This window comes from Paraburkholderia sp. BR10141, assembly GCF_056155635.1.
In genome coordinates this window covers 43,686-65,729 of the sequence record NZ_JBMIQH010000003.1, presented here as the reverse complement: position 1 = coordinate 65,729, position 22,044 = coordinate 43,686, and the positions used below count along the sequence as shown (strand labels likewise).

Annotated in this window: 20 protein-coding genes and 2 pseudogenes; 7 read left to right on the top strand and 15 right to left on the bottom strand. The window is 60.3% G+C overall.

Annotated features, from left to right (window positions below; translation table 11 throughout):
* Positions 1-19: 19 nt before the first annotated feature.
* Positions 20-427, top strand: a pseudogene (locus ACOJB8_RS05060) (kelch repeat-containing protein); the annotation flags it as partial.
* 233 nt (positions 428-660) lie between these two features.
* On the opposite strand, the gene ACOJB8_RS05055 reads toward ACOJB8_RS05060, so the two are convergent.
* Entirely contained in the window at positions 661-1,434 is a 774-nt protein-coding gene (locus ACOJB8_RS05055; RefSeq protein WP_069267258.1) for an SDR family oxidoreductase, read from the bottom strand.
* Between the two features lie 93 nt (positions 1,435-1,527).
* On the opposite strand from ACOJB8_RS05055, the gene ACOJB8_RS05050 reads away from it, so the two are divergent.
* Positions 1,528-2,163: a TetR/AcrR family transcriptional regulator gene (locus tag ACOJB8_RS05050; protein ID WP_069267259.1), complete on the top strand. Its 636-nt coding sequence runs from the start codon at positions 1,528-1,530 to the stop codon at positions 2,161-2,163.
* A gap of 12 nt (positions 2,164-2,175) precedes the next feature.
* Here ACOJB8_RS05050 and ACOJB8_RS05045 read toward each other — a convergent pair whose 3' ends face one another.
* From ACOJB8_RS05045 to ACOJB8_RS04990, 12 genes and pseudogenes are all read right to left on the bottom strand, one after another.
* Positions 2,176-3,210, bottom strand: coding sequence for an XdhC family protein (locus tag ACOJB8_RS05045; protein ID WP_475011290.1), 1,035 nt, complete (start codon positions 3,208-3,210; stop codon positions 2,176-2,178).
* Between the two features lie 49 nt (positions 3,211-3,259).
* Positions 3,260-3,643, bottom strand: coding sequence for a BON domain-containing protein (locus tag ACOJB8_RS05040; protein WP_069267261.1), 384 nt, complete (start codon positions 3,641-3,643; stop codon positions 3,260-3,262).
* A gap of 27 nt (positions 3,644-3,670) precedes the next feature.
* Complete coding sequence (locus tag ACOJB8_RS05035; protein WP_368619684.1) at positions 3,671-4,816, bottom strand: porin; 1,146 nt, start codon at positions 4,814-4,816, stop codon at positions 3,671-3,673.
* A 63-nt stretch (positions 4,817-4,879) separates the two neighbouring features.
* The gene (locus ACOJB8_RS05030; protein WP_475011288.1) at positions 4,880-6,166 is read right to left on the bottom strand and encodes an MFS transporter; all 1,287 of its coding nucleotides are present in this window, start codon (positions 6,164-6,166) and stop codon (positions 4,880-4,882) included.
* 148 nt (positions 6,167-6,314) lie between these two features.
* Positions 6,315-6,968 (bottom strand): SRPBCC family protein, encoded by a 654-nt coding sequence (locus tag ACOJB8_RS05025; RefSeq protein ID WP_475011286.1) that lies wholly within the window; start codon positions 6,966-6,968, stop codon positions 6,315-6,317.
* Positions 6,956-8,530 carry an alpha/beta fold hydrolase gene (locus ACOJB8_RS05020; protein ID WP_475011284.1) on the bottom strand — a complete coding sequence of 525 codons (1,575 nt, stop codon included), beginning with the start codon at positions 8,528-8,530 and terminating at the stop codon, positions 6,956-6,958. The genes ACOJB8_RS05025 and ACOJB8_RS05020 overlap by 13 nt, the downstream gene beginning before the upstream one ends.
* Positions 8,527-9,774, bottom strand: a complete 1,248-nt coding sequence (locus ACOJB8_RS05015) for a CaiB/BaiF CoA transferase family protein (RefSeq protein ID WP_475011283.1) — start codon at positions 9,772-9,774, stop codon at positions 8,527-8,529. The genes ACOJB8_RS05020 and ACOJB8_RS05015 overlap by 4 nt, the downstream gene beginning before the upstream one ends.
* Before the next feature lie 4 nt (positions 9,775-9,778).
* Positions 9,779-12,466: a molybdopterin cofactor-binding domain-containing protein gene (locus ACOJB8_RS05010; RefSeq protein WP_475011639.1), complete on the bottom strand. Its 2,688-nt coding sequence runs from the start codon at positions 12,464-12,466 to the stop codon at positions 9,779-9,781.
* A 75-nt stretch (positions 12,467-12,541) separates the two neighbouring features.
* Positions 12,542-12,724 (bottom strand): annotated as a pseudogene (locus ACOJB8_RS05005) (2Fe-2S iron-sulfur cluster-binding protein); the annotation flags it as partial.
* Positions 12,725-12,731: 7 nt separating this feature from the next.
* Complete coding sequence (locus ACOJB8_RS05000; protein ID WP_475011282.1) at positions 12,732-13,598, bottom strand: FAD binding domain-containing protein; 867 nt, start codon at positions 13,596-13,598, stop codon at positions 12,732-12,734.
* 3 nt (positions 13,599-13,601) lie between these two features.
* The gene (locus ACOJB8_RS04995; RefSeq protein WP_083245486.1) at positions 13,602-14,774 is read right to left on the bottom strand and encodes a thiolase family protein; all 1,173 of its coding nucleotides are present in this window, start codon (positions 14,772-14,774) and stop codon (positions 13,602-13,604) included.
* Complete coding sequence (locus ACOJB8_RS04990) at positions 14,771-15,181, bottom strand: Zn-ribbon domain-containing OB-fold protein (RefSeq protein WP_176732962.1); 411 nt, start codon at positions 15,179-15,181, stop codon at positions 14,771-14,773. The genes ACOJB8_RS04995 and ACOJB8_RS04990 overlap by 4 nt, the downstream gene beginning before the upstream one ends.
* Before the next feature lie 198 nt (positions 15,182-15,379).
* Here ACOJB8_RS04990 and ACOJB8_RS04985 point away from each other — a divergent pair, with 198 nt between their 5' ends.
* From ACOJB8_RS04985 to ACOJB8_RS04965, 5 genes are all read left to right on the top strand, one after another.
* Positions 15,380-16,057, top strand: coding sequence for a TetR/AcrR family transcriptional regulator (locus tag ACOJB8_RS04985; RefSeq protein WP_342949997.1), 678 nt, complete (start codon positions 15,380-15,382; stop codon positions 16,055-16,057).
* An 85-nt stretch (positions 16,058-16,142) separates the two neighbouring features.
* Entirely contained in the window at positions 16,143-17,048 is a 906-nt protein-coding gene (locus ACOJB8_RS04980) for a LysR family transcriptional regulator (protein WP_475011278.1), read from the top strand.
* 118 nt (positions 17,049-17,166) lie between these two features.
* On the top strand, positions 17,167-17,844 hold the full coding sequence (locus ACOJB8_RS04975; RefSeq protein ID WP_406954088.1) for an HAD-IA family hydrolase: 678 nt from the start codon (positions 17,167-17,169) through the stop codon (positions 17,842-17,844).
* 4 nt (positions 17,845-17,848) lie between these two features.
* A complete protein-coding gene (locus ACOJB8_RS04970) occupies positions 17,849-18,985 on the top strand; it encodes a DSD1 family PLP-dependent enzyme (protein WP_475011276.1) in 1,137 nt (378 codons plus the stop codon).
* A complete protein-coding gene (locus ACOJB8_RS04965) occupies positions 18,975-19,379 on the top strand; it encodes a RidA family protein (protein WP_069267273.1) in 405 nt (134 codons plus the stop codon). Before ACOJB8_RS04970 ends, ACOJB8_RS04965 begins: the two co-directional genes overlap by 11 nt.
* A 23-nt stretch (positions 19,380-19,402) precedes the next feature.
* Here ACOJB8_RS04965 and ACOJB8_RS04960 read toward each other — a convergent pair whose 3' ends face one another.
* Both ACOJB8_RS04960 and ACOJB8_RS04955 read right to left on the bottom strand, forming a co-directional pair.
* Positions 19,403-20,959, bottom strand: a complete 1,557-nt coding sequence (locus tag ACOJB8_RS04960; protein WP_475011275.1) for a methyl-accepting chemotaxis protein — start codon at positions 20,957-20,959, stop codon at positions 19,403-19,405.
* Positions 20,960-21,055: 96 nt separating this feature from the next.
* Positions 21,056-21,673, bottom strand: a complete 618-nt coding sequence (locus ACOJB8_RS04955; protein ID WP_475011274.1) for an aldose epimerase family protein — start codon at positions 21,671-21,673, stop codon at positions 21,056-21,058.
* Positions 21,674-22,044: the final 371 nt, after the last annotated feature.

Genomic DNA, 22,044 nt, shown 5'->3' with positions numbered 1-22,044 from the left:
AGACACAGGGCCATCCGCCCGGGTTGAGCACGCAATGGCCTATGACACCCAGCGAGACCGTACTGTGCTCTTTGGTGGAAAAAGTGTTGATAGCGGCAAATATTTTGGCGACACCTGGGAATGGGATGGCGCGACGTGGACCCAGGTCAGCGAATTTGGTCCGCCGCCGTGTATTGGCGCCGCGCAGGCCTTCAAGGGAGACAACGTAGCTCTGTTTGGCGGTGCATCGTCCACACAGGACCTCGGAGCCACGTGGACGTGGGACGGGAAGCATTGGACGCTTCGACAGGATTTCGGACCGCAGCCGAGGCTCAATCATGGTCTGGTCTACGATACCAAGCGAGAGACGCTGGTCCTGTTCGGCGGGAGCGCTCAATACCACGCCATAGTTTTCGGGGATACCTGGGAGCACGCTGGGATCGAGTAGTTTGAGGCATATCGAGCATAACTATTTCGACATCCTAACGTAATTTGACATAATTTTAAAAACCCTTTCATTTGTTGTCACAGCTTTTTTGTAATGTCGTGTTCTGGCTATTTGCAGATGTCGTGTTTTTGAGCGCTGGCAAGCTGGCAGACTGCCGCAACCGCTGCGGGGCCTGCCATGAAGCCGGACACGACGCTGGTCGCACACTGGTGCGGCCTTCATGTCAGAGGGACTTAGAGCCGGGCACCGCCCGTCGCGTCGATCACCTGCCCCGTCGTCCAGCGTGCCTCATTCGATGCGAGGAACGTGACGACATCAGCGACATCAACAGGTTGACCCACTCGTGAGAACACCGACATGGCCTCCGCGCCGGCACGTGCCTCCGGCACCTTGATCCACGCCGCATTCATGTCGGTCTCCGTGACGCCCGGCATGACCGCATTCACCGTGATGCCACGAGGACCGAACTCAGGGGCAAGCGCCAGCGTCAGCGTTTCAATCGCACCTTTCGAAGCGGCGTAGGCGGGATGCGTTGGAGCCGCGACACGCGTAAAGCCCGTCGAAACATTGATAATTCGCCCATTGTCGCGGATGTGATCTGCAATAGCCTGGATCAGGAAGAACGGTGCCTTGAAGTTGATCGTCAGGACCTCGTCGAATGCGGACTCACTCGTCTCAGACAGGCGGATGGCCGGTGCCACGCCAGCATTGTTGACGAGGATGTCTAGCCTCGGCTCGCCCGTGGCGTCGATGGCAGCGGCCTTGAACTGTTCCCAGATACTGTCCGTTGCTTCCTTTCCGCGACTTAGGTCCGCTTCGATCGCGACGGCTTTCGATCCGAGAGCTTCGATTTCACGGATGGTGGCGTTCGCCGCATCCCGATTGGCGCCGTAGTGCACGCCGATGAGCGCAGCCCCCTCTTTCGCAAATGCCAGGGCTACGGCATGGCCGATGCCACGCGAGCCTCCCGTAATCAGGGCCACCTTGTTTGAAAGCTTTGCAGACATCGACCACTCCTTCCTGACTGAATTAGTAGTGGTCACTATAATATTGACGTCGAAACACGCTTGTCAACGATTTTTATAGGACTCGATATAAAAATGAGTGAACCCGCCCGGAAACGCGGCAGGCCGAGGTTGCTGGACCGCGACGTGGGACTCGATGTCGCCGCTCGGCTGTTCTGGGAGCATGGATACGAGGGCACCTCGATCGCCGATCTGACCGAGGCCATGGGTATCCCGCCGCCGTCCCTCTACGCAACCTACGGCTCGAAGGAGGACCTTTACAGACAGGCGCTCGACCATGTCAGCGAGCGTGAAAACAAAGCCGTGCTGGAAGCGCTAAGCGGAAAGTTGCCGGCGCACGATGCGATAGCGTTCTATCTGCACGACGCTGCGGCACGCTTCACCGACCCGGGAAGGCCGCGCGGCTGCATGATTTCGACTGCTGTTCTCCAACACGCCGAAAAGAGCGAGTCGGTCGCCCAATTGGTCTCCGCGCGACGGGAGCTTGGGCTGCAGACCATCAAGGTACGCTTCGACCGTGCCGTCGCTGAGGGCGAACTTGCCCCGGATACCGACACCGAAGCGCTCGCACGCTTCTATGCCGCAGTGGTGCAAGGCATGTCCGCGCAAGCCTGTGATGGGGCATGCAGGGAAAGACTGAAGCGGCTGGCTGATATTGCGATGTCTGCATGGCCTTCGCCTCCAGTTCGCCGCCGGAAGCCGGTTTCATGAGAGAACCCGCTTTCACCAAACACGATCCAGCGCACTGATCGGTGTGCCATCATTCGTGACTGCCTTTGCCGTCTTCCCACGCTCGACCCTAAGGATTGCCGGCAGCGACACACGATTCTTCGCGGCCGTTACTTCTGCGAGAATCGATATCGCGATTTCGGGCGGCGTGCGGCTGCCGATATAGATCCCGGCCGGACCGCGCAACCGTGCAAGTTCTGCGTCGCTCAGATCGAACTCTTTAAGCCGCTCGCGCCGTGCAGCATTGTTGCGCCGCGAGCCAAGCGCACCGACATAAAACGCGGGTGTCTTCAGCGCTTCCATCAGCGCGAGATCATCGAGTTTAGGGTCATGCGTGAGTGTAATGATTGCACTGCGTTCGTCGGGTCTCATTTCCAGGATCGTATCGTCAGGCATCGTGCGCACGAGTTGCGTGCCGGGTACATTCCATGTCTGCACATACTCCTCGCGTGGATCGCACACCACCACCTGATAGTCGAGTCCTGTCGCGACCTGGCATAAGTAGCGCGATAGCTGTCCCGCGCCAATAACGAGCATACGGTAACGGGGCCCGTGAATCGTCGTCAGATGCATCCCGTTGAAGTGCACACCGTCAGTCGTCCCCGGTGGCCCAAGTGTGACGGCACCCGTTATCATGTCTAGCGTGCGCGCCACCAGTTCGCCACGACTGAGCGCTTCGTGCAGGGCCTGAATACGGCTTTGCCGCGTAATCGGCTCAAGCACGAGTCGCATCGTGCCACCGCAAGGCAACCCGAACCGATGCGCTTCCTCGGCACTAATGCCGTATTCGACCACCTCCGGCACCCCTTGCGCGACGCCGTACCGACGCACCTGGTCGATGAGATCATCTTCGATACAGCCGCCTGAAATGGAGCCCACCACACGACCGTCATCGCGCAGGACAAGCATCGCCCCCTCCGGGCGAGGCGACGAACCCCAAGTCTTCACGACCGTAACAAGCAGCATTCGGTGGCCCGCATCAAGCCAGTGCATCGTAGCTTCCAGCACCTCGAAATCGACACTGTTCATGCTCACATTCTCCTACGGTACGCAGTCGAGCCGCGTCATGCACGTGCGCCTACTGACTGCCGAACGGCGTTTTGACCGTCAGCCGGTTGGTCACGGACCTCACGCCGGGAACGCCCCGCGCGATCTCCGTCATCTCACCAATGTGTGAGGCATCAACCACCGTCCCGTCGAGCGTCACCGCGCCGCGCTTCACCACCACACTGATGGCGCCCGCGTCGATCTCCTCGTGCTGTGCGATTGCCGCGTAGACCTTGCGGCGCAGCGCAAAATTGTCCTTCCGGCTACTCGTCTGCGTGACGCTGCCGGAGGCTTCGGTCGCTGTGCCTTTCGACACGGTGCGCGCTTCGCTCTCGCTGGCCTGCGCCCAGACGTGAATAGATGTTGATCCAACCAGCAACCCGACAGCGATTTTCAGTGCCCTGCTTGTCTTCATTCATTGCTCCAATCAGCCACGGTGGGATCAGAAGGTGTGCCGAATGCCAATCATCGCGGCGGTGCTGGAGGTACCCTCAGGAACCGGCGCGGCGTAGGCGATCGCCTGGCTCATCTTGCCCCGGTTATTGACATGGCCAACCTGTACATAGGCGATGGTGGTCCTGGACAAACTGTATTCGGCGCCCACCGCGTACGCATCCGATTGATTGGATGAAACGTTGCGGTCCTTGAGGTAATAAAAGCCAGAGGTGACCTTGAAAAACGGCGTGAACTTGTAGCCGAGCCCCGCGGAAATCATCTCGAAGTCGGCCTGACCGCTGTTCGCCGGATCCTTGCCGATGCTGTATGACGTCGATACTGACAGGTCGTGGAACGTGTACATCGCGCCGAAATAGTAAAAGCGATTGTTATCGCGCCCGGTGGACGGTGCCGTGATGATCGCGCCGATTGCTGTCGTCGTGAAGGGATTGCTGTCGTGGCCGTTGTAGTAAGCAGCCGAGAGATTGAGACCGTAGTTCGAATACCTGAGCACGGCAGACTCGCGCGTGCCACCCTGGGATTGACCGGCGACGCCACCCGGCGCATATTCGAGTCCCAGCGATAGACCGTGAAATTTCGGCGACTGGTAAACGATCGCGTTAGAGTCGTACAGCGCACCGATCGCTCCGTTTGTACTGGTGCCCTGCCAGCCTGCAGCCTGATTCATGCCAAGCCATGCGGTGAGGATACTGCCGAAGAATTGCGCGCCCCGTACGTCGGTGTCGGCCATCGCAAATATTATCGGCACGAACTGACGGCCCGCGTCGATCGAACCGAAAGGACCGGAGATGCCGATCGTCGCTTGCTGGTTGAAGATTGCGCTGACGCCCGGTGTGTCGGACAGTCCGAACTTCCCGTTGGTACTGGTGAATGCTCCCTGGAGCTTGAAGTTGACCTTGTAACCACCGCCAATGTCTTCAACGCCCTTGAGCCCCCAGAAACTGGTGAAAATTCCCGCGTCCTTGAGTGCGTATAGGTGGCCGAGATTCATTTTCGACTGGAAATTTGGCGCATTCGCGCTTTGATACAGCAATCCCGTATCGACGGCGCCATACAGCGTCACCGACGATTGCGCGTGTGCCGCGACCGTCCACACAAAGACCGTCGAGGCGACGATCACTTTCATTTTCATGCTGTCTCCAATGTCATATTTTTTGGTGGATGCGGCCACGCTTCGAACTTCCACGTCGTCTTTTCAGCCCGTTTCCGGCCCGAAAAATATGGCGGCCAATCCCATTCCGAATACGGTTGCGAGAGTGATTCCCACCACACGGAATCCCAGATTCGCCGACGCAAACGACACGAGCAACGGTCCGAACGCGGTAAAGAGACGGGCCATATTCCAGGCGAAGCCTTGTCCTGTGGCGCGAACATGGAGCGGAAAAAGCTCAGTCAGGTACAGAGCGACGATCCCAAATCCGCCCATTGCGAAGAAACCGAATCCAAGCATTGAGAAATAGAACGTCCCCAGTGTTTTCGCCGCTCCAAAAAGGACAACGACTGCAATCCAGGCGCCAGCACAAAACACTGCGTAGACGATCCGTCGGGAGACACGCGGCATCAGACTGACGAGGAGCAGAATCGAGGCGTATCCAAGCACCGCACCGGCGTTGGTCGCCATGAAAGCGATGCCCGTCTGTCGCGTGAATTCCGCGCTGCCGGCGGATGGGAAGAACTCTCTCAGCAACGTGGGAAAGATGATGGATGCCCCCCAGCCACCGATCATCATTGCCGAGGCAATGAGCGTTCCGACAATGGTTCGACGGCGCAACGGGCTGCCAAATATCTCCGATATCGAACCCATTTTCGGACCTGCGTGACGCATTGCGGCCGCACGTGACTGCTCCCAACTCGCCGATTCCGGTGTGATGAACCGCAGGCCAAGGCTCGCGAGTGCCGGTGCCGCCCCCACGCCAAGCACCCAACGCCATCCAGCGCCTGAAAGCAGGATCGCGAGCGCGGAGGCGGCAACCAGCCCCGCCACATTGGCAACCTGCATCACCTGAACGGCCTTCGCCCTGTGTTTTTCTGGCCAGGTCTCCACGACAAGCGCGGCGCCGGCGGCCCACTCACCACCGATTCCAAAGCCCGCCAGCATCTGAAACAGGAGGAGTTGATACCAGTCTCGCGCGAAGGCACCGGCTGCCGTGAATACCGAATAAATCAGCATCGTGTCGAGCATCACTCGCGCTCGCCCGAACCGGTCTGCCACGATACCGGACAGAATCCCGCCGATGCCCCAGCAAAGCAGTTTCGCGCCGACAATGAGCCCTCCAATCCGCATGACGCTGCCCTGTGAAGCCCCGAGCAGGTCGTGAAGGGCCGGAACCATGATCATGGTGAACAGGTAGAGATCCATTGCATCGAACATCCACCCCACAAACGCGGACGCAAGTACAATCCAGGCGGCCTTGCCCACGACAGGAGCACCAACATTGCTCCCATGGTCTGTCGACTCGAAAGGAGTCGAGTTCGTTTCCATCTTCCCATCTCCTGCTTTGCACTACTTATGATTAGACAAACAGTTCCGGACACTTCGATGGCATCGCGTGCTGGCATGACAGGGTTCAGTAGAAGCGGCTGCCGTTTGCCCGCCTGACCAAACTGATCAGAAACATGAACGAAGGGAACTATGACGAACGCGGTCTGGCAAACCACCGCCTGCACTTCAAAACCAGCATTTTCCACAACAAGCCGAGTACGGAAATCTCGTTCGTTGAGCGTGCTGAGTTGTCGCTGCGTGTTGCCGCCACGGGTTCTCTGTCTCCAGTGGATGTCGAAGCGAACGCGTTTGTGTCGTCCAGGGGCAACGCTGTTTCAGCCTGCCGGTCCGCAAGTTTCTCCAGCAAATTCGCCGCGAATTGACGGACCATCTGTTCCGATACGGCATTGATGATTCCAACTCCGCGGCCATACTGCGCCACCTGCCCCGCCATCTGCACACTGGTGCGAACGTCAACCTGGGTGCCGGCGGCTTCATTGAGGCGTGATAGAGAAAACGTGGTCACCGTATTGGCCGATCCGCGGTTTTTGGTCTCCTGCCATGTGGCCTCAACGGTCGCCGTATGCGCGTCACCCCACGGGGCGCTCAAGGTGACCTTGCCGGAGAACTCCATCGCGATTGGACCCAGCTTGACGCGAATCAGCCCCCTGTACGTGTCCTTGCCGAGTGTGTCCGTGAGCGTCGCACCGGGAAAGCAGGACACCACCAGCGGAACGTCGAGTAGTGCGTTCCAGGCGTTCTCGATAGTCGAGTCGACCGAAAAGCGATTTACGATCTCCATACTTCTCCACCTTCATCCGTGTATTGCTCAAACTGGCTTAATAAAACGTCCGCGTACGCATCGGGCGCGTCGACACATGCAAGGTGCCCGGCAGCGCGCAGCGTCCGTTCCTCCGCCCCATGGATTCCTTGCGTCAACTGCGCCGATACGGTTCTGGGTACACTTCCGTCGAGTTCGGCGTTGAGCACGAGTGTCGGGACCTCGATGTCGCACAGAAGACTGGAGACGTCATCCGTGGCAATGGCGTGCAATATCTCCAGGTAATCCTTTGAAGCGATGGCCGCAATCTGCTGGGCAAGTCGCTCCCGCTTCGGGTACGCCGTGTTTCTGTGGAGGGTCTGCTCCACGTACATGCGCGCAAAGAGATGCATTGGCAGCTTTTTCAACATCCCTTCGGTTGCTGCGAGCCGCTTGGCTACCGTCGGTCCGGAAACGCTTGCGTAAGCACTCGACAAGACCATGACAGCCACGCGTCGACCCAGCTTCGCGGCAACGCGGATTGCAGTGAGTCCCCCCATCGAGATACCCACCAGGCCAAAACGGTCGAGACCGATGGCCCCCGTCACCGCAACAACGTCGCTGGCAACCGCGTCTGCATTCCACGCGCTTCGCTTCGTCGAGTCGCCGTGACCGCGGGCATCTATTGCCACGACTCGATAATTCGCGGTGAGTGCGGGCAGAATATCGTCCCACAGCGCGCTCGATGTGCCGAGACTATGGAGCAAAACGACCGCGGGCCCGTTGCCGATGTCGATATAGGCAATGCGCTCGCCGTCGACGCTCAGAAACCGCTTGTCGTGGGACGGCGCGAACGGCGCTGTCACGTCGAGGCGAGCCGCAATCGATTCCGCCAGAACGTCGGCGGCAAGCTTTGACGAATCCGGGCCGGCCGATTCGCGCAGGAAGGTCTTGATTCCGAGTAATGCCTGCGGAGCCCGGCTGTTCATGAACGCGATGAAATCGTCCTGCGCGTTGTCCAGTTCCCAAGGAGCGACTATTTCGCCGATGAGCCCATACTCCAGAGCGGTCGTCGCGTCGATGGGCCGACCCGTCAAAACCAGACGCGAAATCGCCTTGACATGGACACGCGAGATGAGCACGGACATCAGCAGTGCAGGAGCAAACTGCTTCTCCAGTTCGTTGGCTTCGAACTGGCTGCGCACGTCGGCGACTGCGTAGTCGCTCGCTGCAACGATTGCGCAACCCATACCCGAAGCGAGCCCTTTGACGAAACACGCAACCGGCACCGCACTCGAACGGATTGCCTCATAGAGTGCGAGAATGGGCACCGCGCCCCGTTCCTTGATTGCAGGGCGTGGATCTTCCATTGGGGAAAGTGCCGGCGGTGGCGAAGAGGCCCGGCCTGCGCAGAAGTTCTCGCCTTCGCCGGACAACACGATTGCCACGGTGCTCTCGGGAGGGTCACTGATCACCTCTGTGAGCGCTCGAGTCATTGCGTCATCCAGCTCGTTCCTGCCGTCAGCACTGTTCAGGGCAATGTGCAAAACATGACCCTTCATCGTCAGCAAAAGATTTTCATGCATTCCGATCTCCACGTTCATCGCGATTTCACGCCGGGTGATGGCATGCCGGGTACAAACTGCCGAACAACCCCCTGGTTCTGAAGTGTCCTCAGTTCGTCAGTATCCAGCCCGACGTACTCTCCGAGCACGACGTTCGTATGCTCCCCCAGATGCGGTGGGTAACTCGCATCGACAGGCCCCGAGGTATCGAGCTTGATTGGATTGCCGGGCACGCGCACATGAGATCCGGCTCCGCTGCGAAGCTCGACGAGCATGTCTCTGTGCGCGACCTGGGAGGCGTTCAGTGCTTTATCCACCGTCTTGACCAGAGCGGCCGGAATCGAGGCCGAATTCAGCAGATCGAGCCAACTCTGCGCGGATTCGGACCGAAAGCGCGCCTCCAGTATTTCCCATAGCGCCGCCTTGTTTGCCAGGCGTTCGTCCGGATCCCTGAATCTCGGGTCGTGGACGAGGTGTGGCAAACCGACTACCTTGCACAGGTCCGCCCACATACGTTCGGTGTTGGCGGTCACAACCAGTGAAACGCCGTCGCCACATTCGAACGAGCGGTAAGTCGGTATCGAATCGTGGCCTCGTCCCTGGGGTTCCGGCACTTCACCCGATAGCAGGTAATAGGCGCCTTGATAACAAAGCATCGCGATTTGCGCATCGAGCATCGACACATCGACGAACCGTCCTTCGCCGGTAGTCTGGCGCTCGACCAGCGCAGCGAGTACGCCCATTACGCCGTACATGCCGGCCGCCAGATCGCCGATCGGAATGCCAGCGCGAACGGGCGCTCGCCCAGGCTCCCCGGTCAGACTCATGCCCCCTGACATCGCCTGCACGATCATGTCGTAAGCGGGAAGATCCCTGTCCGGGCCGGTCTGTCCGAAGCCGCTGATACTGCAATAGACGAGCCGCGGACTGCGCGCGCGAAGCGCCGCTTGACCGAGCCCGAGCCGCTCCATCACACCGGGCCGATTGTTTTCGACAAGGACATCTGAATGTGCCGCCAGCTCCCGAACGAGTTCGGCTCCCCGCTCCGTCTTGAGGTCAATGACCACGCTCTTCTTGTTGCGATTGACCGCAAGATAATAGGCGCTGTCGCCCTCTACGAAATGCGGTGGCACGCCGCGTGAAAGTTCGCCCGCCGGCGGCTCGACCTTGATGATCTCAGCGCCGAGGTCACCGAGAATTTGCGTTCCGAAAGGGCCCGACAGGAACTGCGTGAGATCCAGAACCCTCACGCCGCTCAGCGGACCCGTTTTTCCAGATTCCATAGCGTTATCCTGCAAGTTCTTCGTTCGAGGTGTGTTGGGGAGCGGCGTCGCTGTAGGCGCCTGCGGCATGCAGCCGATCAGAGATCATTTCAGGCAGCACGGGGGTTTCGTCAAATCGGATAGACCAACGGCTCAGCGCATCCTCGATGGCACTGACGATCGCCGCGGAGGCAGGAATCGTCCCGCCCTCCCCGGCGCCTTTGACGCCAAGCGGGTTGTTCGGCGAGGGGGAAACGAGATGCGCCATCGAGATGTGGGATGGCATGTCGAGAGCGGTCGGCAGCAGAAACTCCGCGAAATTCGTCGCAAGCGGCTGGGCATTCTCGTCGTAGGCATGCCGCTCGAGCAGCGTATTTCCGATCCCATGGGAAATCGCGCCAATCACCTGCCCTTCGACGAGCATTGGATTGATCACATTCCCGCAATCGTGCGCAACGCCATAACGCAAGGCCTTTACGTAGCCAGTCCCGAGATCCACCTCGACTTCCGCGAACGCCGTTCCGTTGGCGTAGACACTGGCTTTCGGGGAGAAATAATGCGTGACGGTCATGCCTGCATCCAGCCCGTCGGGAAGCGTGAACCCAGGTATCCCATAGGACATCTGAGCGATTTTCCCGAGCGGCAACGCCCTTTCCGGCTGACCTCGCGCGCATACGACGCCACGCGCGATCTCGATCTGATCCAGCGGAACTCGAAGGGCGTTCGCAGCCAGCGCCCTGATTTTTCCCGCGAGCTTGCCGCATGCAATGTGGACTGCATTTCCGGCGTTGACGGTGATCCGGCTCGCGAATGTCCCGACACCCATTGCAAGCTTGCCCGTATCGCCGACGACTACCGTGATGGCATCCATCTCGACACCGATCTGATCGGCTGCGATCTGGGCAAAGATGGTTTTCATGCCTTGCCCCTGCGCGCCGGCGCCACCGACGTCCAGGTGTATGCGTCCGTCGTTTTGCAACGTGACTTCCGCCCCTTCATAAGGACCTAGTCCACAGCCTTCCACATAATTGGCAAAGCCAATGCCGAGATATCGTTGCCGCGTGCGCGCGTCCTCCTGGCGGGCGCGAAACGCGTCCAGACCGGCAAGCTCCTCTGCCTTTTTCTGGGTCTCCGGATAGTTGCCGGAGTCATACACCATCTGCGAACCGTCGCGGAATATCAGGCCAGTTTTGTACGGTAGCTGTTCCGGCTGCACGAAATTGCGACGTCGAATTTCCAGACGAGTGAGGCCGAGCTGGTCGGCTGCGGCATCGAGCATCCGCTCCATCGCGAATACCGCTTTAGGCCGCCCCGCACCACGCACCGGCGTGGTGGGTACCATGTTCGTGCACGCGACTTTCAGCTTCACCTGGAATGCCGGGACGACGTACGGACCCAGCGACGAGGTCACCGCGATGATCGGCACGACTATGCCCCAAGGCACGTACGCACCGTTATCGTGGACCACGGAACCGCGCACGCCGAGGATTTTTCCGTCCTGGTCGAGCGCCATCTCGAGATCCCACAGTTGATCGCGCTCCTGGGTAATACTCAGGAAGTGCTCGCGACGATCTTCGGTCCATTTGACCGGCACACCCAGCCTGAGTGCAGCCGAGGCCACGACGAACTCTTCCGGATAGGCGATACCCTTCGGACCGAACGCCCCCCCAACGTCCGGCATGATGACCCGGATCTTCGCTTCGTCGTAGCCGAGCGCTTGCGCGAGGAGACGTCTTTCGAGATGCGGCGCCTGGCCTGAATTCCAGACGGTCAGATCACCGGTGCCGCCATCGAGCCGCGCGAGGGTTGCGCGGCACTCCATCGGGTGCGCAGTTGCGCGATGATGGAATATCTCGCGCTTGACCACGTGCGCTGCGCTTGCAAAGGCCGAGTCGACTTCGCCGAAAGCAAACGGCATGTCGAGCAGGAGGTTTGTCGGAACGTCGCTGTGAGCCCGTGGCGCATCCGGGTCGAATATCTTCCTGATGTCGCCGGCAACAGGCAGTACCTCGTAGTCGATCTGCACCAGGTTCGCGGCGTCTTCCGCGATGTACCGGCTTTCGGCAAGGACAACGGCAACCGCCTCGCCGACGTAGCACACCTCGTCCGCAGCCAGCGGCGACCACATGCGCGGCTCAGTGAGCATGTGCGTGGGCGCCAGGACAGGCAATGGCCGCCGCAGCGCTTCGTCCAGGTCGGCGAACGTCCAGACATGGTGGACGCCCGGTATGGCCTTTGCCGCTTGCGTATCGACGTGCCTGATGCGGGCGTGCGCGTGCGACGATCGCACGAAACAGCAATGCAATGTTCCGTGAAGGTGGATATCGTCGACGAATTGCCCCTCGCCTTTGAGCAGCGCTGGGTCTTCGGTGCGCTTGACGGGTTTGCCGACATATCGCGCGCCCACGGCCGACTCCGAAGGGGCATCGCTGCTCTTCGAGTGTGCGGTAACCAGACCGAAAACTGGATCGGGCTCGCCGCGCATTCTCGCTGCGGCGAGCAGCGCGGCTTCGACTATGGCCTGGTAGCCCGTGCAGCGGCAGATATTGCCGCTGATCGCATCACGAACTTGCGCCTCGGACGGGTCGGGGTGGGCCCGCAGAAACTCCGTGAGTGTGGTCAACATGCCCGGGGTGCAGTATCCGCACTGCAACGCATGGCGATCCTGAAACGCCTGCTGCAGGATGCCTAGCGAGCCGTCGGCATTCGCCAGCCCCTCTACGGTTGTGACCTTCCGCCCGTCGACCTGGCCACAGAGCTGAAGGCACGAGCGCATGGAACGTCCATCCACCAGCACCGTGCATGCCCCGCAAACACCATGCTCGCAGCCATAATGCGTGCCGGTCTTGCCAAGCTGGTGACGAAGAAAATCGCCGAGCGTCACTCTGGGGTCGATGTCGCAGGTCACAGCCTGTCCGTTCAGTTCGAAGGCAATCCTTGCCTGTTCCACGAATTCGATTCTCTGATCCATGATTCCCTCAGCTTGCGTTCAATGCGCGAGCGAACGCACGCCCAAGCGCACGCTCGGTTACGGTGCTCGCGAGGCGTTGCCGATAGGCGGCACTGGCACTCGTGTCGCCAAGGGCATCGATCGAGCTTGCTCTGCCGGCTGCTGCCTTTGCGAGACCGTCGCTGGGCTGCTGTCCCTGGAGGACGTCGTCGAGCTGCAGACGGCAAGGTTTGCTGCCCATGCCGCACAGGACCACGTCGGCACGGCCGATAGCGCGATTGGCGTCGACGGACACCATGGCCGCGGCCCCGACGATTGCGAAGTCCCCATGCCTGCGCGCGAATTCCTCGAACGCATAGCCGTGCGGCTCGTTCCAGATGCGCAGGCGAATTTGCGTCACCATTTCGTCCGGTTCGATCGAAGTCGTCATGAAGCCGCACGCGAACTCATGAAACGGGATGCGCCGCTCTCCGCGGGGTCCCACGGCGACGATGGTCGCATTGAAGATTTCGGCGAGTGCGGGCTGCTCCGAGGCCGGGTCGAGATTGCAAACGCTTCCGACAAAAGTGCCCCGATTTCGCGTCTGAATATGACCGACCAATCGATACGCCTCGACCATCAGCGGTGCGTATCGATGAATCAAGGGAGATTGTTCGACATCTCGCTGGCGAACCAGTGCGCCGATGCAGACCTCGCCGCCTTCCAACGCTATCCCGTCGAGGCCGGGTATCGCGTTCACGTCGATCAGATGGTCCACATACGCGTAACGCATGGCCAGCAGCGGCATCAGCGTCTGCCCGCCAGCGATGAGGCGTGCGTTGTCCAGCGTGGCAAGCAGCTCGACGGCACGCGCCACGCTTTCCGGGCGGTGCCAGGTAAAGGGTGCTGATTTCACTTCTCACCTTCCAAGAATGTGTATTGCGCAGGCACCGTGATCGAAGCCGTAGGTGCCTCCACCGGTGATGTGCGCCAGCCCGATTCGCGGACCGCGCGGCTTGTCTTTCGCGACCTGCCGTGCGCCGCAGCGGCCCTGCAACTGGCGGGTTATTTCGACGATCTGCGCGATTCCCGACGCGCCAAGCGGATGGCCCCTGCAGAGCAGACCGCCGGACGGGTTGAACGGAATCCGTCCGTTCAGCGACGTTTGACCTTCCCTGATCAAAGCCGCCCCTTCTCCGTGGCGGGCAAAACCCAGTGCTTCGTAGTACAGCAATTCGGCGATGGTGAAGGCGTCGTGACACTCGACGAGATCGATGTCGGAAGGGCCGATGCCGCAGGATTCGTAGGTCTCGTTCGCACAACGCATCGTGACCTCGGGAGTCGTCATATCCCTGCCTCCCTGCATGTAACGGCCCGACGTCAGATGCGACGCAAGAATCTTCACGGCGCCTTGCCGATTCGCAATGGGAAAGTCGGAGGCCGCAAGCACGACCGCCGATGCGCCATCGCCCAGCGGGCAGCACTGATGCAACGTCAGCGGCGAGGCCACCTGCCGACTAGCGAGCACCTCATCCACCGACATGGTGCTGCGGATCTGTGCATACGCGTTGAGCGCGCCATTCGCCCTGGCCTTGACCGCGATCTGCGCGAGATCGCGAGGCGACAAATCGAATTCGTGCATGTACCGCTGTGCGCGCATTGCGTACAGCGCCGGCATCGTCAAACCGTTCGCCGCCTCGACATCCTCATCGCCCAGATCAAGTGGGCCGCTGCCGAGACGGGTCAATTGCTCCGCTCCGACCACCACGGCACAATCCACCGCCCCCGCGGCAATCGCGAGCCAGGCGTGCCGGAATGCGCTCGCCGACGACGAGCAGGCATTTTCGAAATTCGCCGCTTCGATGCCGGTCAGCCCCGTCTCCCGTGCGATACGTTGAGCAGCCAATGGACCACCGGATACCGTTCCGCAATAAATAGCGCCGATGCGCGGTCGATCGATTCCAGCTTCATCAAGTGCCTCGATGACCGCAGGCGCGGCGAGCTGCGCAAGACTCACTTCCGGGAAACGCCCAAAGCGAACCATACCTGTGCCAGCGACGCTCACGCTCCTCAAACCGTTCGTCGCGCTCATGAACTTACCTGCCGGGGAACTTCGCCGGGTGCGGCAAAGAAGTAGATGAACTGGCTCGCTCGTTTGTTTGCTGCTTTCACTCGCAATTCGAGTTGTTGCCCCGTCTGGACAGCGCCAGCCTCCATTTCGATGCGCCCGAAGACCCTCAGACCCTCACTAAAGTCCACGTAGCCGACGGTATAGGGCGTGTCGACGCCCCTTGGTCCCATATGCACCACGCTGTGGCAGTAGAGGGTGCCGATTGTCGGCAGCGGCAACGCAACGAAGTCGCGGCCGCCGCAGTGCGGGCATACGGTGAGGACTGGATAGATGGGCGCTTCACAGCCGGAGCACCTCGCCCCGAGTAATGACCAGCCTTTCCCGCCTCTGATAACCGAGGCTGTGCTTAATCGTCTGAAACCGTTCACGCTGGCTCCCATTTCTGTTCGAGCTTCATGGTGTAGTGTGTATTACACTATAGTACTAAACGGCAGCGAGAAAGGTAGGGAAAACCCGGCATTACCGATGCGTCCGATTTCGAAGGACCGTCCGCAGTCTCGCTTGCTGGCGATTTTTGCCAACGGGGGGCAGAATGCCTTCCAGACCGATAGTTTTGGAGCTTGTGAGTGGAAATAGCGAAGGCAGGAAGGAAGAAGCCCATCTCGCGCGGAGAGACTTCCTCGACGAACGGCGTAGAGGGATATCAGCAGCGTGTTAGCAGGGAAAAGCGCGCGCTGATCCTGGAGGTTGCAATTGCAACGTTCCTGGAAAGCGGATACGACGCGGCCACGATGGATTCCATTGGCGATCGCGCGACAGTGTCATACGCGACCCTGTACAAACATTTTCCCAGCAAGGAAACGCTGTTCGTCGAAGCGGTGGACCATCTGATCCATCAGCTATTCTCGAGCTGGAAAGATCACGTCGTGCCCAACGACGTCGAACCGGGCCTGCGCGAAATTGGACGCGCATTCTGCGAGCTCGTTTCAGACGCGCGGTTGATTTCCGCGATGCGCCTGATTATTGGGCAAGCGCGAAACTTTCCCGCGGTGGGCGCCCGCTTTCAACTTGCGAAGCATTTATTCAGCGATATTACGGATGCCTGGTTGCAAAGGCGCGTTGACGAAGGCGAGCTGCGTGTTGCCGACGTGCAGCTCGCGCGCGCAGAATTCATTGGCATGCTGGGCGAGACCGTTTTTTATCCTCGCCTCATGCAAACAGACTACGCCCTGTCCGACGATCAGGTAGAACGCGTCGTCGAGAGCGCCGTTTGCACTTTCCTGGCGCGATATCGAGTCCAATGAATCGCATCGCGGCGATCCCCGCTGCGTCCCTCCCGGCGCGGGCCCACCGAACAACAATTGCAGCCGCAACCGCGATGAGACCAACATGAGCGATTCAAATGACATTCGCTTCCTGCTGACCATACAGGAAACCGGCAGCCTCGTTGCGGCAGCGAGAAAGCTTGGGCTGTCGCCGCCGGCGGTCACGCAGCGGTTGCAGCAGATCGAAAGAAAACTCGATATCCGCCTCGTCGACCGCAGCGCTCGCCGCTTACGGTTCACGGAAGAAGGAATGTTGCTGTGCCAACGCGGCGCACACCTGGTGACACAGTTCGACACGCTGCTCGAGGATTTGCGCGCACGCCGCGGTGGGCTCGTCGGCACCGTGAGAGTTCGCGCGCCACTGGGTTTCGGGCGGCGCTATCTCGCTTCCGTCGTGTCCCGCTTCCAGCAGGACAACCCCGACGTCGACATCGAGTTGACGCTCACCGATCAACCATTGACCGAGGCCGCCGACCGCTATGACATCGTGGTTCATATCGGCGATCTGCCTGCGTCGAATCTGATCGGCCATGCGATTGCGCCGAATGCACGCTTCGTGTGTGCATCCCCAGCGTTTCTGAAGCGCTTTCCGAACCCGGAAACCCCTGACGATCTGGCCGAACTGCCATGTATCGTGCTGCGAGAGAACAACGAAGACGCATCGCTCTGGCAGTTCCGCAAGGGCCGCGCGGCGCGCAGTATCCGCGTGTCGTCGAAGTTGAGCTGCAACGATGGCGAGGTGATTCGCCAATGGGCGTGTGAGGGCCGTGGCGTCATTCTCCGCTCGGAATGGGACGTTGCCGGCGATATCGCGAAGGGAAACCTCGTGCGGCTGCTCCCCGCATGGAAGGCGCCCGACGCCGATGTGATCGCACTCACCAACAATCGCGCCGGATTGCCCGCACGCACCCGGCAATTCATGCAGTATCTGCAGGCTCATTTTCGCCCACAGCCGCCGTGGCGGAGCTAGCCGACACCTCGAAAGACATTCAATCTTTCTGAATGATTGATTTCGTGCGACTGAATTCCCGGCGCCTGATCGAACTCTATACTTGATGCCATGAACGAACCGCATGGAGGCCTCGCTCATGAGCAGTCCATCTTCAACGACCGGCTATCCGAAGGCGGTCCTCTTCGATCTTCTCACCGCGCTGCTCGACTCGTGGACGCTCTGGAACCGCTCCGCAGGCTCGGAGCAGGCGGGGCGTGCGTGGCGCGCCGAGTACCTACGTCTAACCTACGGTTGCGGGCGCTACGTCGCCTACGAACAGCTGGTAAAGCAGTCCGCGGTGCACGTGGGCTTGCCCGAATCCTCCGCACTCGCGCTTGAGGCAGACTGGCTTCAACTGACACCGTGGAGCGGTGCCGTCGAGGCAGTGCAACAGCTTCAACCGCATTGCAAGATCGCCATCGTAACCAACTGCTCGATACGACTTGGCCGCCAGGCGGCAGGAATCTTTCCCGTCAAATGGGATGCCGTAATCACCGCCGAAGAAGCCGGCGCATACAAACCCGACCCGACGCCCTATCGCCTGGCGCTCGACGTGCTCGGCGTGACGCCTTCGGAGGCCGTCTTCGTCGCCGGCTCGAGCTACGACATGTTCGGCACCGCCTCGGTCGGCTTGCGGACTTATTGGCACAACAGGGTTGCCCTGCCCTTGGTAGAAGGTGCGCCGCCTCCCGAAATCGAGGCGCCGACACTGGAATCACTTGTGCCCTGGTGCAGCCGGTTCGACATTTCGGCGCACAACAAACTGCCCAACTGAAATCATGAAACTTGATCAACTCGATACCCCTGCAGCCCTGGTCGATATCCCGCGGATGAACAGGAATATTGCGCGCATGCAGTCGCGCCTGAACGCGCTCGGCGTGAAGTTTCGCCCGCACGTGAAAACGACCAAATGTAGGGAGGTGGTGCACGCGCAACTGGCGGCCGGCGCGAACGGCATCACGGTTTCGACGCTGAAGGAAGCGGAAGCGTTCTTTGCGGCTGGCGTGACCGATATTCTCTACGCGGTCAGTATCGTGCCGTCGAAGCTGCCAAGAGCGATGGCGCTCCGACAACGGGGCTGCGATCTGAAGCTGGTGGTGGACAACACGCGCGCAGCGGTAGAAGTCGCGAGGTATTGCGCCGGGCAGAAGGAAGCCTTCGAAGTCTGGATCGAGGTGGATACGGATGGGCATCGCTCAGGGATCGCGCCGGAGCAGGATGCGTTGCTGGAGGTCGGGCGTATCCTGCATGACAGCGGCGTCAAGCTCGGCGGCGTGATGACACACGCGGGCTCCAGCTACGAGCTTCACACGCCCGATGCGCTGTCTGCGCTCGCCGAACAGGAACGCGCAGGCTGTGTTCGCGCAGCGCAACGGCTGCGTGACGCGGGCCTCCCCTGTGACGCAGTGAGCGTCGGTTCGACACCCACCGCGTTGTCCGCCGAGAAACTGGATGGCGTATCCGAGGTGCGCGCGGGTGTTTACGTCTTTTTTGATCTCGTGATGCGCAACATCGGCGTATGCTCGACCGATGACATCGCTTTGAGCGTGCTCACGACGGTCATCGGCCATCAGCCGGAAAAAGAATGGGTGATCGTGGACGCAGGCTGGATGGCGATGAGCCGCGACCGCGGAACGTCGCGGCAGACGGAAGATTTCGGATATGGTCTGCCCTGTAGTCTCGATGGCACGCCTTTGACAGACTGGGTCTTAAGCGGTGCAAACCAGGAGCACGGGATTTTGTCGCCCGCTCATGAAACTCAGCAAACAACGAACCTGGCGACCCGCTTTCCGATCGGAACGAAGCTGCGTATCCTGCCCAATCATGCCTGCGCAACAGGCACGCAGTTCCCGGAGTATCACGCGCTATCCGCAGATGGCGAAACAACCGTATGGAGCCGCTTTCATGGCTGGTAACGAATCGGGCACGCGATTGCCGCGCACGGAAAACCCGGTGAACCTACGTCCCCCGGGCGGCCACTATAGTCACGTGGCGATTGCAAACGGACTGGTCTTCGTGTCGGGTCAGTTGCCGATCGACGCGCAGGGCCAAAAGCTGACCGACGCGTCGTTCGAGGCGCAGGCCGAGCAGGTGCTGGCGAATCTCAAGGTTGCGCTAGAAGGCGCAGGCAGCAGCATCGCGCAACTGGTCCAGGTTCGCGTCTATCTCGACGATATCGAGCATTGGCCGAGTTTCAATCAGATCTACGCGGATTGGGCGAGCGAGGCGCGGCCGGCACGCACAATCGTGCCGACGGGACCACTCCACTTCGGCTTCAAGATCGAGATCGAAGCGACAGCAGTGCTATAAGGTTGCTTGTGCTCGCGGCAGAGTCACGACGTACCCGATGCGATCTTGAATTCCGAAACGACATTGTCGAGCAGCGCGGCCTGCTCCTTGAGCGACTGGGCTGCGGCTGCAGCCTGCTCGACGAGTGCCGCATTTTGCTGAGTCGTTGTGTCCATTTGCACGACCGCGCCACTCACCTGCTCGATGTCGTGACTCTGTTCCTGCGTAGCCCGGTGCAACTCAGCCATCAACCCGCTTACCGCTGAGACTGACGACACGACCTCGGTCATGATCGTGCCTGCCCTTTGCGCGAGCAGCGAACCTTGGTCGATCTTCCCGACCGTCGCATCGATCAACTGCTTGATCTCTTTTGCCGCCTGCGCACTTCGTTGAGCGAGACTTCGGACCTCACTCGCAACGACCGCAAAACCGCGCCCGAGTTCTCCAGCCCGTGCCGCCTCGACGGCGGCATTCAGCGCCAGAATGTTGGTCTGGAAGGCGATGCTCTCTATCAGGCCCACGATTTCGGCGACCTTGCTGGAATGCACCGATATGCCTTGCATCGTCCGGACGACTTCGTGAACCACCTCGCCGCCCGCAGATGCCGTTTGTGAAGCCGCCAAGGCCTGTCGACTCACGGTATCGGCAGTCTCCGCGTTCTTCTTGACGGCCCGCGTCAGCTGCGCCATGTTCGCGGCTGCAAGCTCGAGCGACGCTGCCTGTTGCTCGGTTCGCCGCGAAAGATCCGCGCTGCCGGAGGCAATCTCCTGTGCGCCGACGTTGATGGTTTCCGTGCCGCCGCGAACGCTCCGGACAGTTCGCACCAGCGCGTCCTGCATCGTCCTGACGTCCGCCATGAGCATTCCCATCTCGTTCCGATATTCAGCGAGCACATCACCCTGAAGATTGCCTGAGGCAATGCGCGCGAGATGTGTCTTGATTTCAGCGATAGGGCTCACCACAATTCCAACGAGGATCCGCCGAGCGCCTATTCCCACGGCAAGTGCGACCGCCGCCGTTGCCGCAAGCATGGCGACCATCAAATGAAAGCGCGACTGCGCCTGCGCAAAACGTTGCCGTTGCAAGTCGACGACCGCGTTCTCGCGTTCCTTCATCGCGCTCTGATAAGACGCCACCGCATCCTGTGTCGCCTTCCCCTGGAGTTCCTTGAAGTGGCCGAAATCCATTTGGCCGAGCGCGTCAGCCGCGGGCAGGATTGCCTTGTCGAGGACCGACCGGCGGCGCTCTGCCAGCTGCTTCGCCGCATCGGAGTCCGCGCCCGATTGCAGTGAAAGATATTTCGAGAATTCTCGTTCGGAATCCTTTAGATCCTGTCGCGCGCCCGAGAGCAAGTCCGGCTCCGGGTCACCCAGACCATACAACGAAAGGTAGCTGTCGAGTGAAACGCGTGCGCGCTGAAGCAAGGCGTCACTGGTCTTCAGCGCGACCAGCGAACTGGTATCCACTTCATACATCGCTCGCAGCGCGTCGTTGTTCAGCTTCAGCGCCAGAATGCCCGCAGAGCTCGTCACAGCAAGGATGACGACAAACACCGAAATTACGCAGGTCAGCCCGCTTTTGATACTGAGCCCCTTGAGCATGTTTCCCCCCGATTCATGATGTGTCAAATCGACCTCTCCACACGGGCCGTGACGACCTTTTTATTAATATGAAAAGATTCCAACTGCAATAAACCACTACTCCGCCGAGTAGCGCGCGGTCCTCGTCAGAGACGCCAGACGTTCGACTGTGAAGCTGACCCGACGGCTGAGCGTTTGTCCCGCAGCAAGAACCGAAAGCCCGTGCAAGCCATCGCCGTCGAGGATGTAGCGGTGTTCCGATTGATCATTCATCACCTGGAACGAAAACGAATCGTCTTCCGGATATGCACAAAGGCGATAGCAGTCCGTGTTTCCCACGATCGCGAGAGAAAACTGTCGCGCCGGCCATTCGACCAGCGCCCTCCCTCCCCAGCCAGTGAACGCGTGGTCTACCGCCTTCGCCGGTAAAGGGTATGTCACCCCGAATTGCCACGCGAACGGAGCCGGAACGAGCCTGGGAGTCTTTCCGTTCTCTCGTGCAATCCAGATCCAGCCCGCCGGCGCGCTTATGCGGGTATCCGCGTCGCGCACCAGGGCCGGACTGACCTCGATTTCGCACGGTAGCGGCGTGTGTCCCGTATTCTCGAGTTCGACGGCGATTTCCAGTGTCGGCCCGTCAAGCTCATATGTCTGGACTGCCCTATAGCGCTCTGCGACTTCGGCTATCAAGCGGAGACATTTTTCTCCGGTCGAGTCGATTTTCCAGTCGCCCATAAGTGCAACATCGGCCAGCGGAACCCGCCGACTTGCGCCGATTGGCTGTGATCCTGACGACGTCGCCGCAGCCCGGATGTCCTGCGCCACGTTCTGAACCCAGATCGACGGTTGACACGATAGTCGACGGGGAGCAGTTCTATGCCCTCGCCGCTGCGCCTGTCGAAAGACGGGCGTCCACACGCCCCGGTCGTTCCACTCTAGTTGCGCAATCCCGCCGTGGCGCCCCGCCTCTACGTCGAGCCTCAGATAGGCATTCGAAAGCGTCGTCTGCCGATACGCCTTGTCGCCTGTGCCCTGCTCTGGCTCTCCAGGTTGCGCCGCCTTCCCGAAGCCTGGCTCTCGTAAATCCGTTTCCCGCAACTCGAGCA

Coding starts and splice junctions, on each gene's coding strand:
- ACOJB8_RS05050 (WP_069267259.1), top strand. CDS start 1,528: ATGAGTGAACCCGCCCGGAAACGCGGCAGGCCGAGGTTGCTGGACCGC.
- ACOJB8_RS05025 (WP_475011286.1), bottom strand. CDS start 6,968: ATGGAGATCGTAAATCGCTTTTCGGTCGACTCGACTATCGAGAACGCC.
- ACOJB8_RS05030 (WP_475011288.1), bottom strand. CDS start 6,166: ATGGAAACGAACTCGACTCCTTTCGAGTCGACAGACCATGGGAGCAAT.
- ACOJB8_RS04975 (WP_406954088.1), top strand. CDS start 17,167: ATGAGCAGTCCATCTTCAACGACCGGCTATCCGAAGGCGGTCCTCTTC.
- ACOJB8_RS05040 (WP_069267261.1), bottom strand. CDS start 3,643: ATGAAGACAAGCAGGGCACTGAAAATCGCTGTCGGGTTGCTGGTTGGA.
- ACOJB8_RS04965 (WP_069267273.1), top strand. CDS start 18,975: ATGGCTGGTAACGAATCGGGCACGCGATTGCCGCGCACGGAAAACCCG.
- ACOJB8_RS05055 (WP_069267258.1), bottom strand. CDS start 1,434: ATGTCTGCAAAGCTTTCAAACAAGGTGGCCCTGATTACGGGAGGCTCG.
- ACOJB8_RS04980 (WP_475011278.1), top strand. CDS start 16,143: ATGAGCGATTCAAATGACATTCGCTTCCTGCTGACCATACAGGAAACC.
- ACOJB8_RS04955 (WP_475011274.1), bottom strand. CDS start 21,673: ATGGGCGACTGGAAAATCGACTCGACCGGAGAAAAATGTCTCCGCTTG.
- ACOJB8_RS04995 (WP_083245486.1), bottom strand. CDS start 14,774: ATGAGCGCGACGAACGGTTTGAGGAGCGTGAGCGTCGCTGGCACAGGT.
- ACOJB8_RS05015 (WP_475011283.1), bottom strand. CDS start 9,774: ATGGAATCTGGAAAAACGGGTCCGCTGAGCGGCGTGAGGGTTCTGGAT.
- ACOJB8_RS05035 (WP_368619684.1), bottom strand. CDS start 4,816: ATGAAAATGAAAGTGATCGTCGCCTCGACGGTCTTTGTGTGGACGGTC.
- ACOJB8_RS05020 (WP_475011284.1), bottom strand. CDS start 8,530: ATGAACGTGGAGATCGGAATGCATGAAAATCTTTTGCTGACGATGAAG.
- ACOJB8_RS04960 (WP_475011275.1), bottom strand. CDS start 20,959: ATGCTCAAGGGGCTCAGTATCAAAAGCGGGCTGACCTGCGTAATTTCG.
- ACOJB8_RS04970 (WP_475011276.1), top strand. CDS start 17,849: ATGAAACTTGATCAACTCGATACCCCTGCAGCCCTGGTCGATATCCCG.
- ACOJB8_RS05045 (WP_475011290.1), bottom strand. CDS start 3,210: ATGAACAGTGTCGATTTCGAGGTGCTGGAAGCTACGATGCACTGGCTT.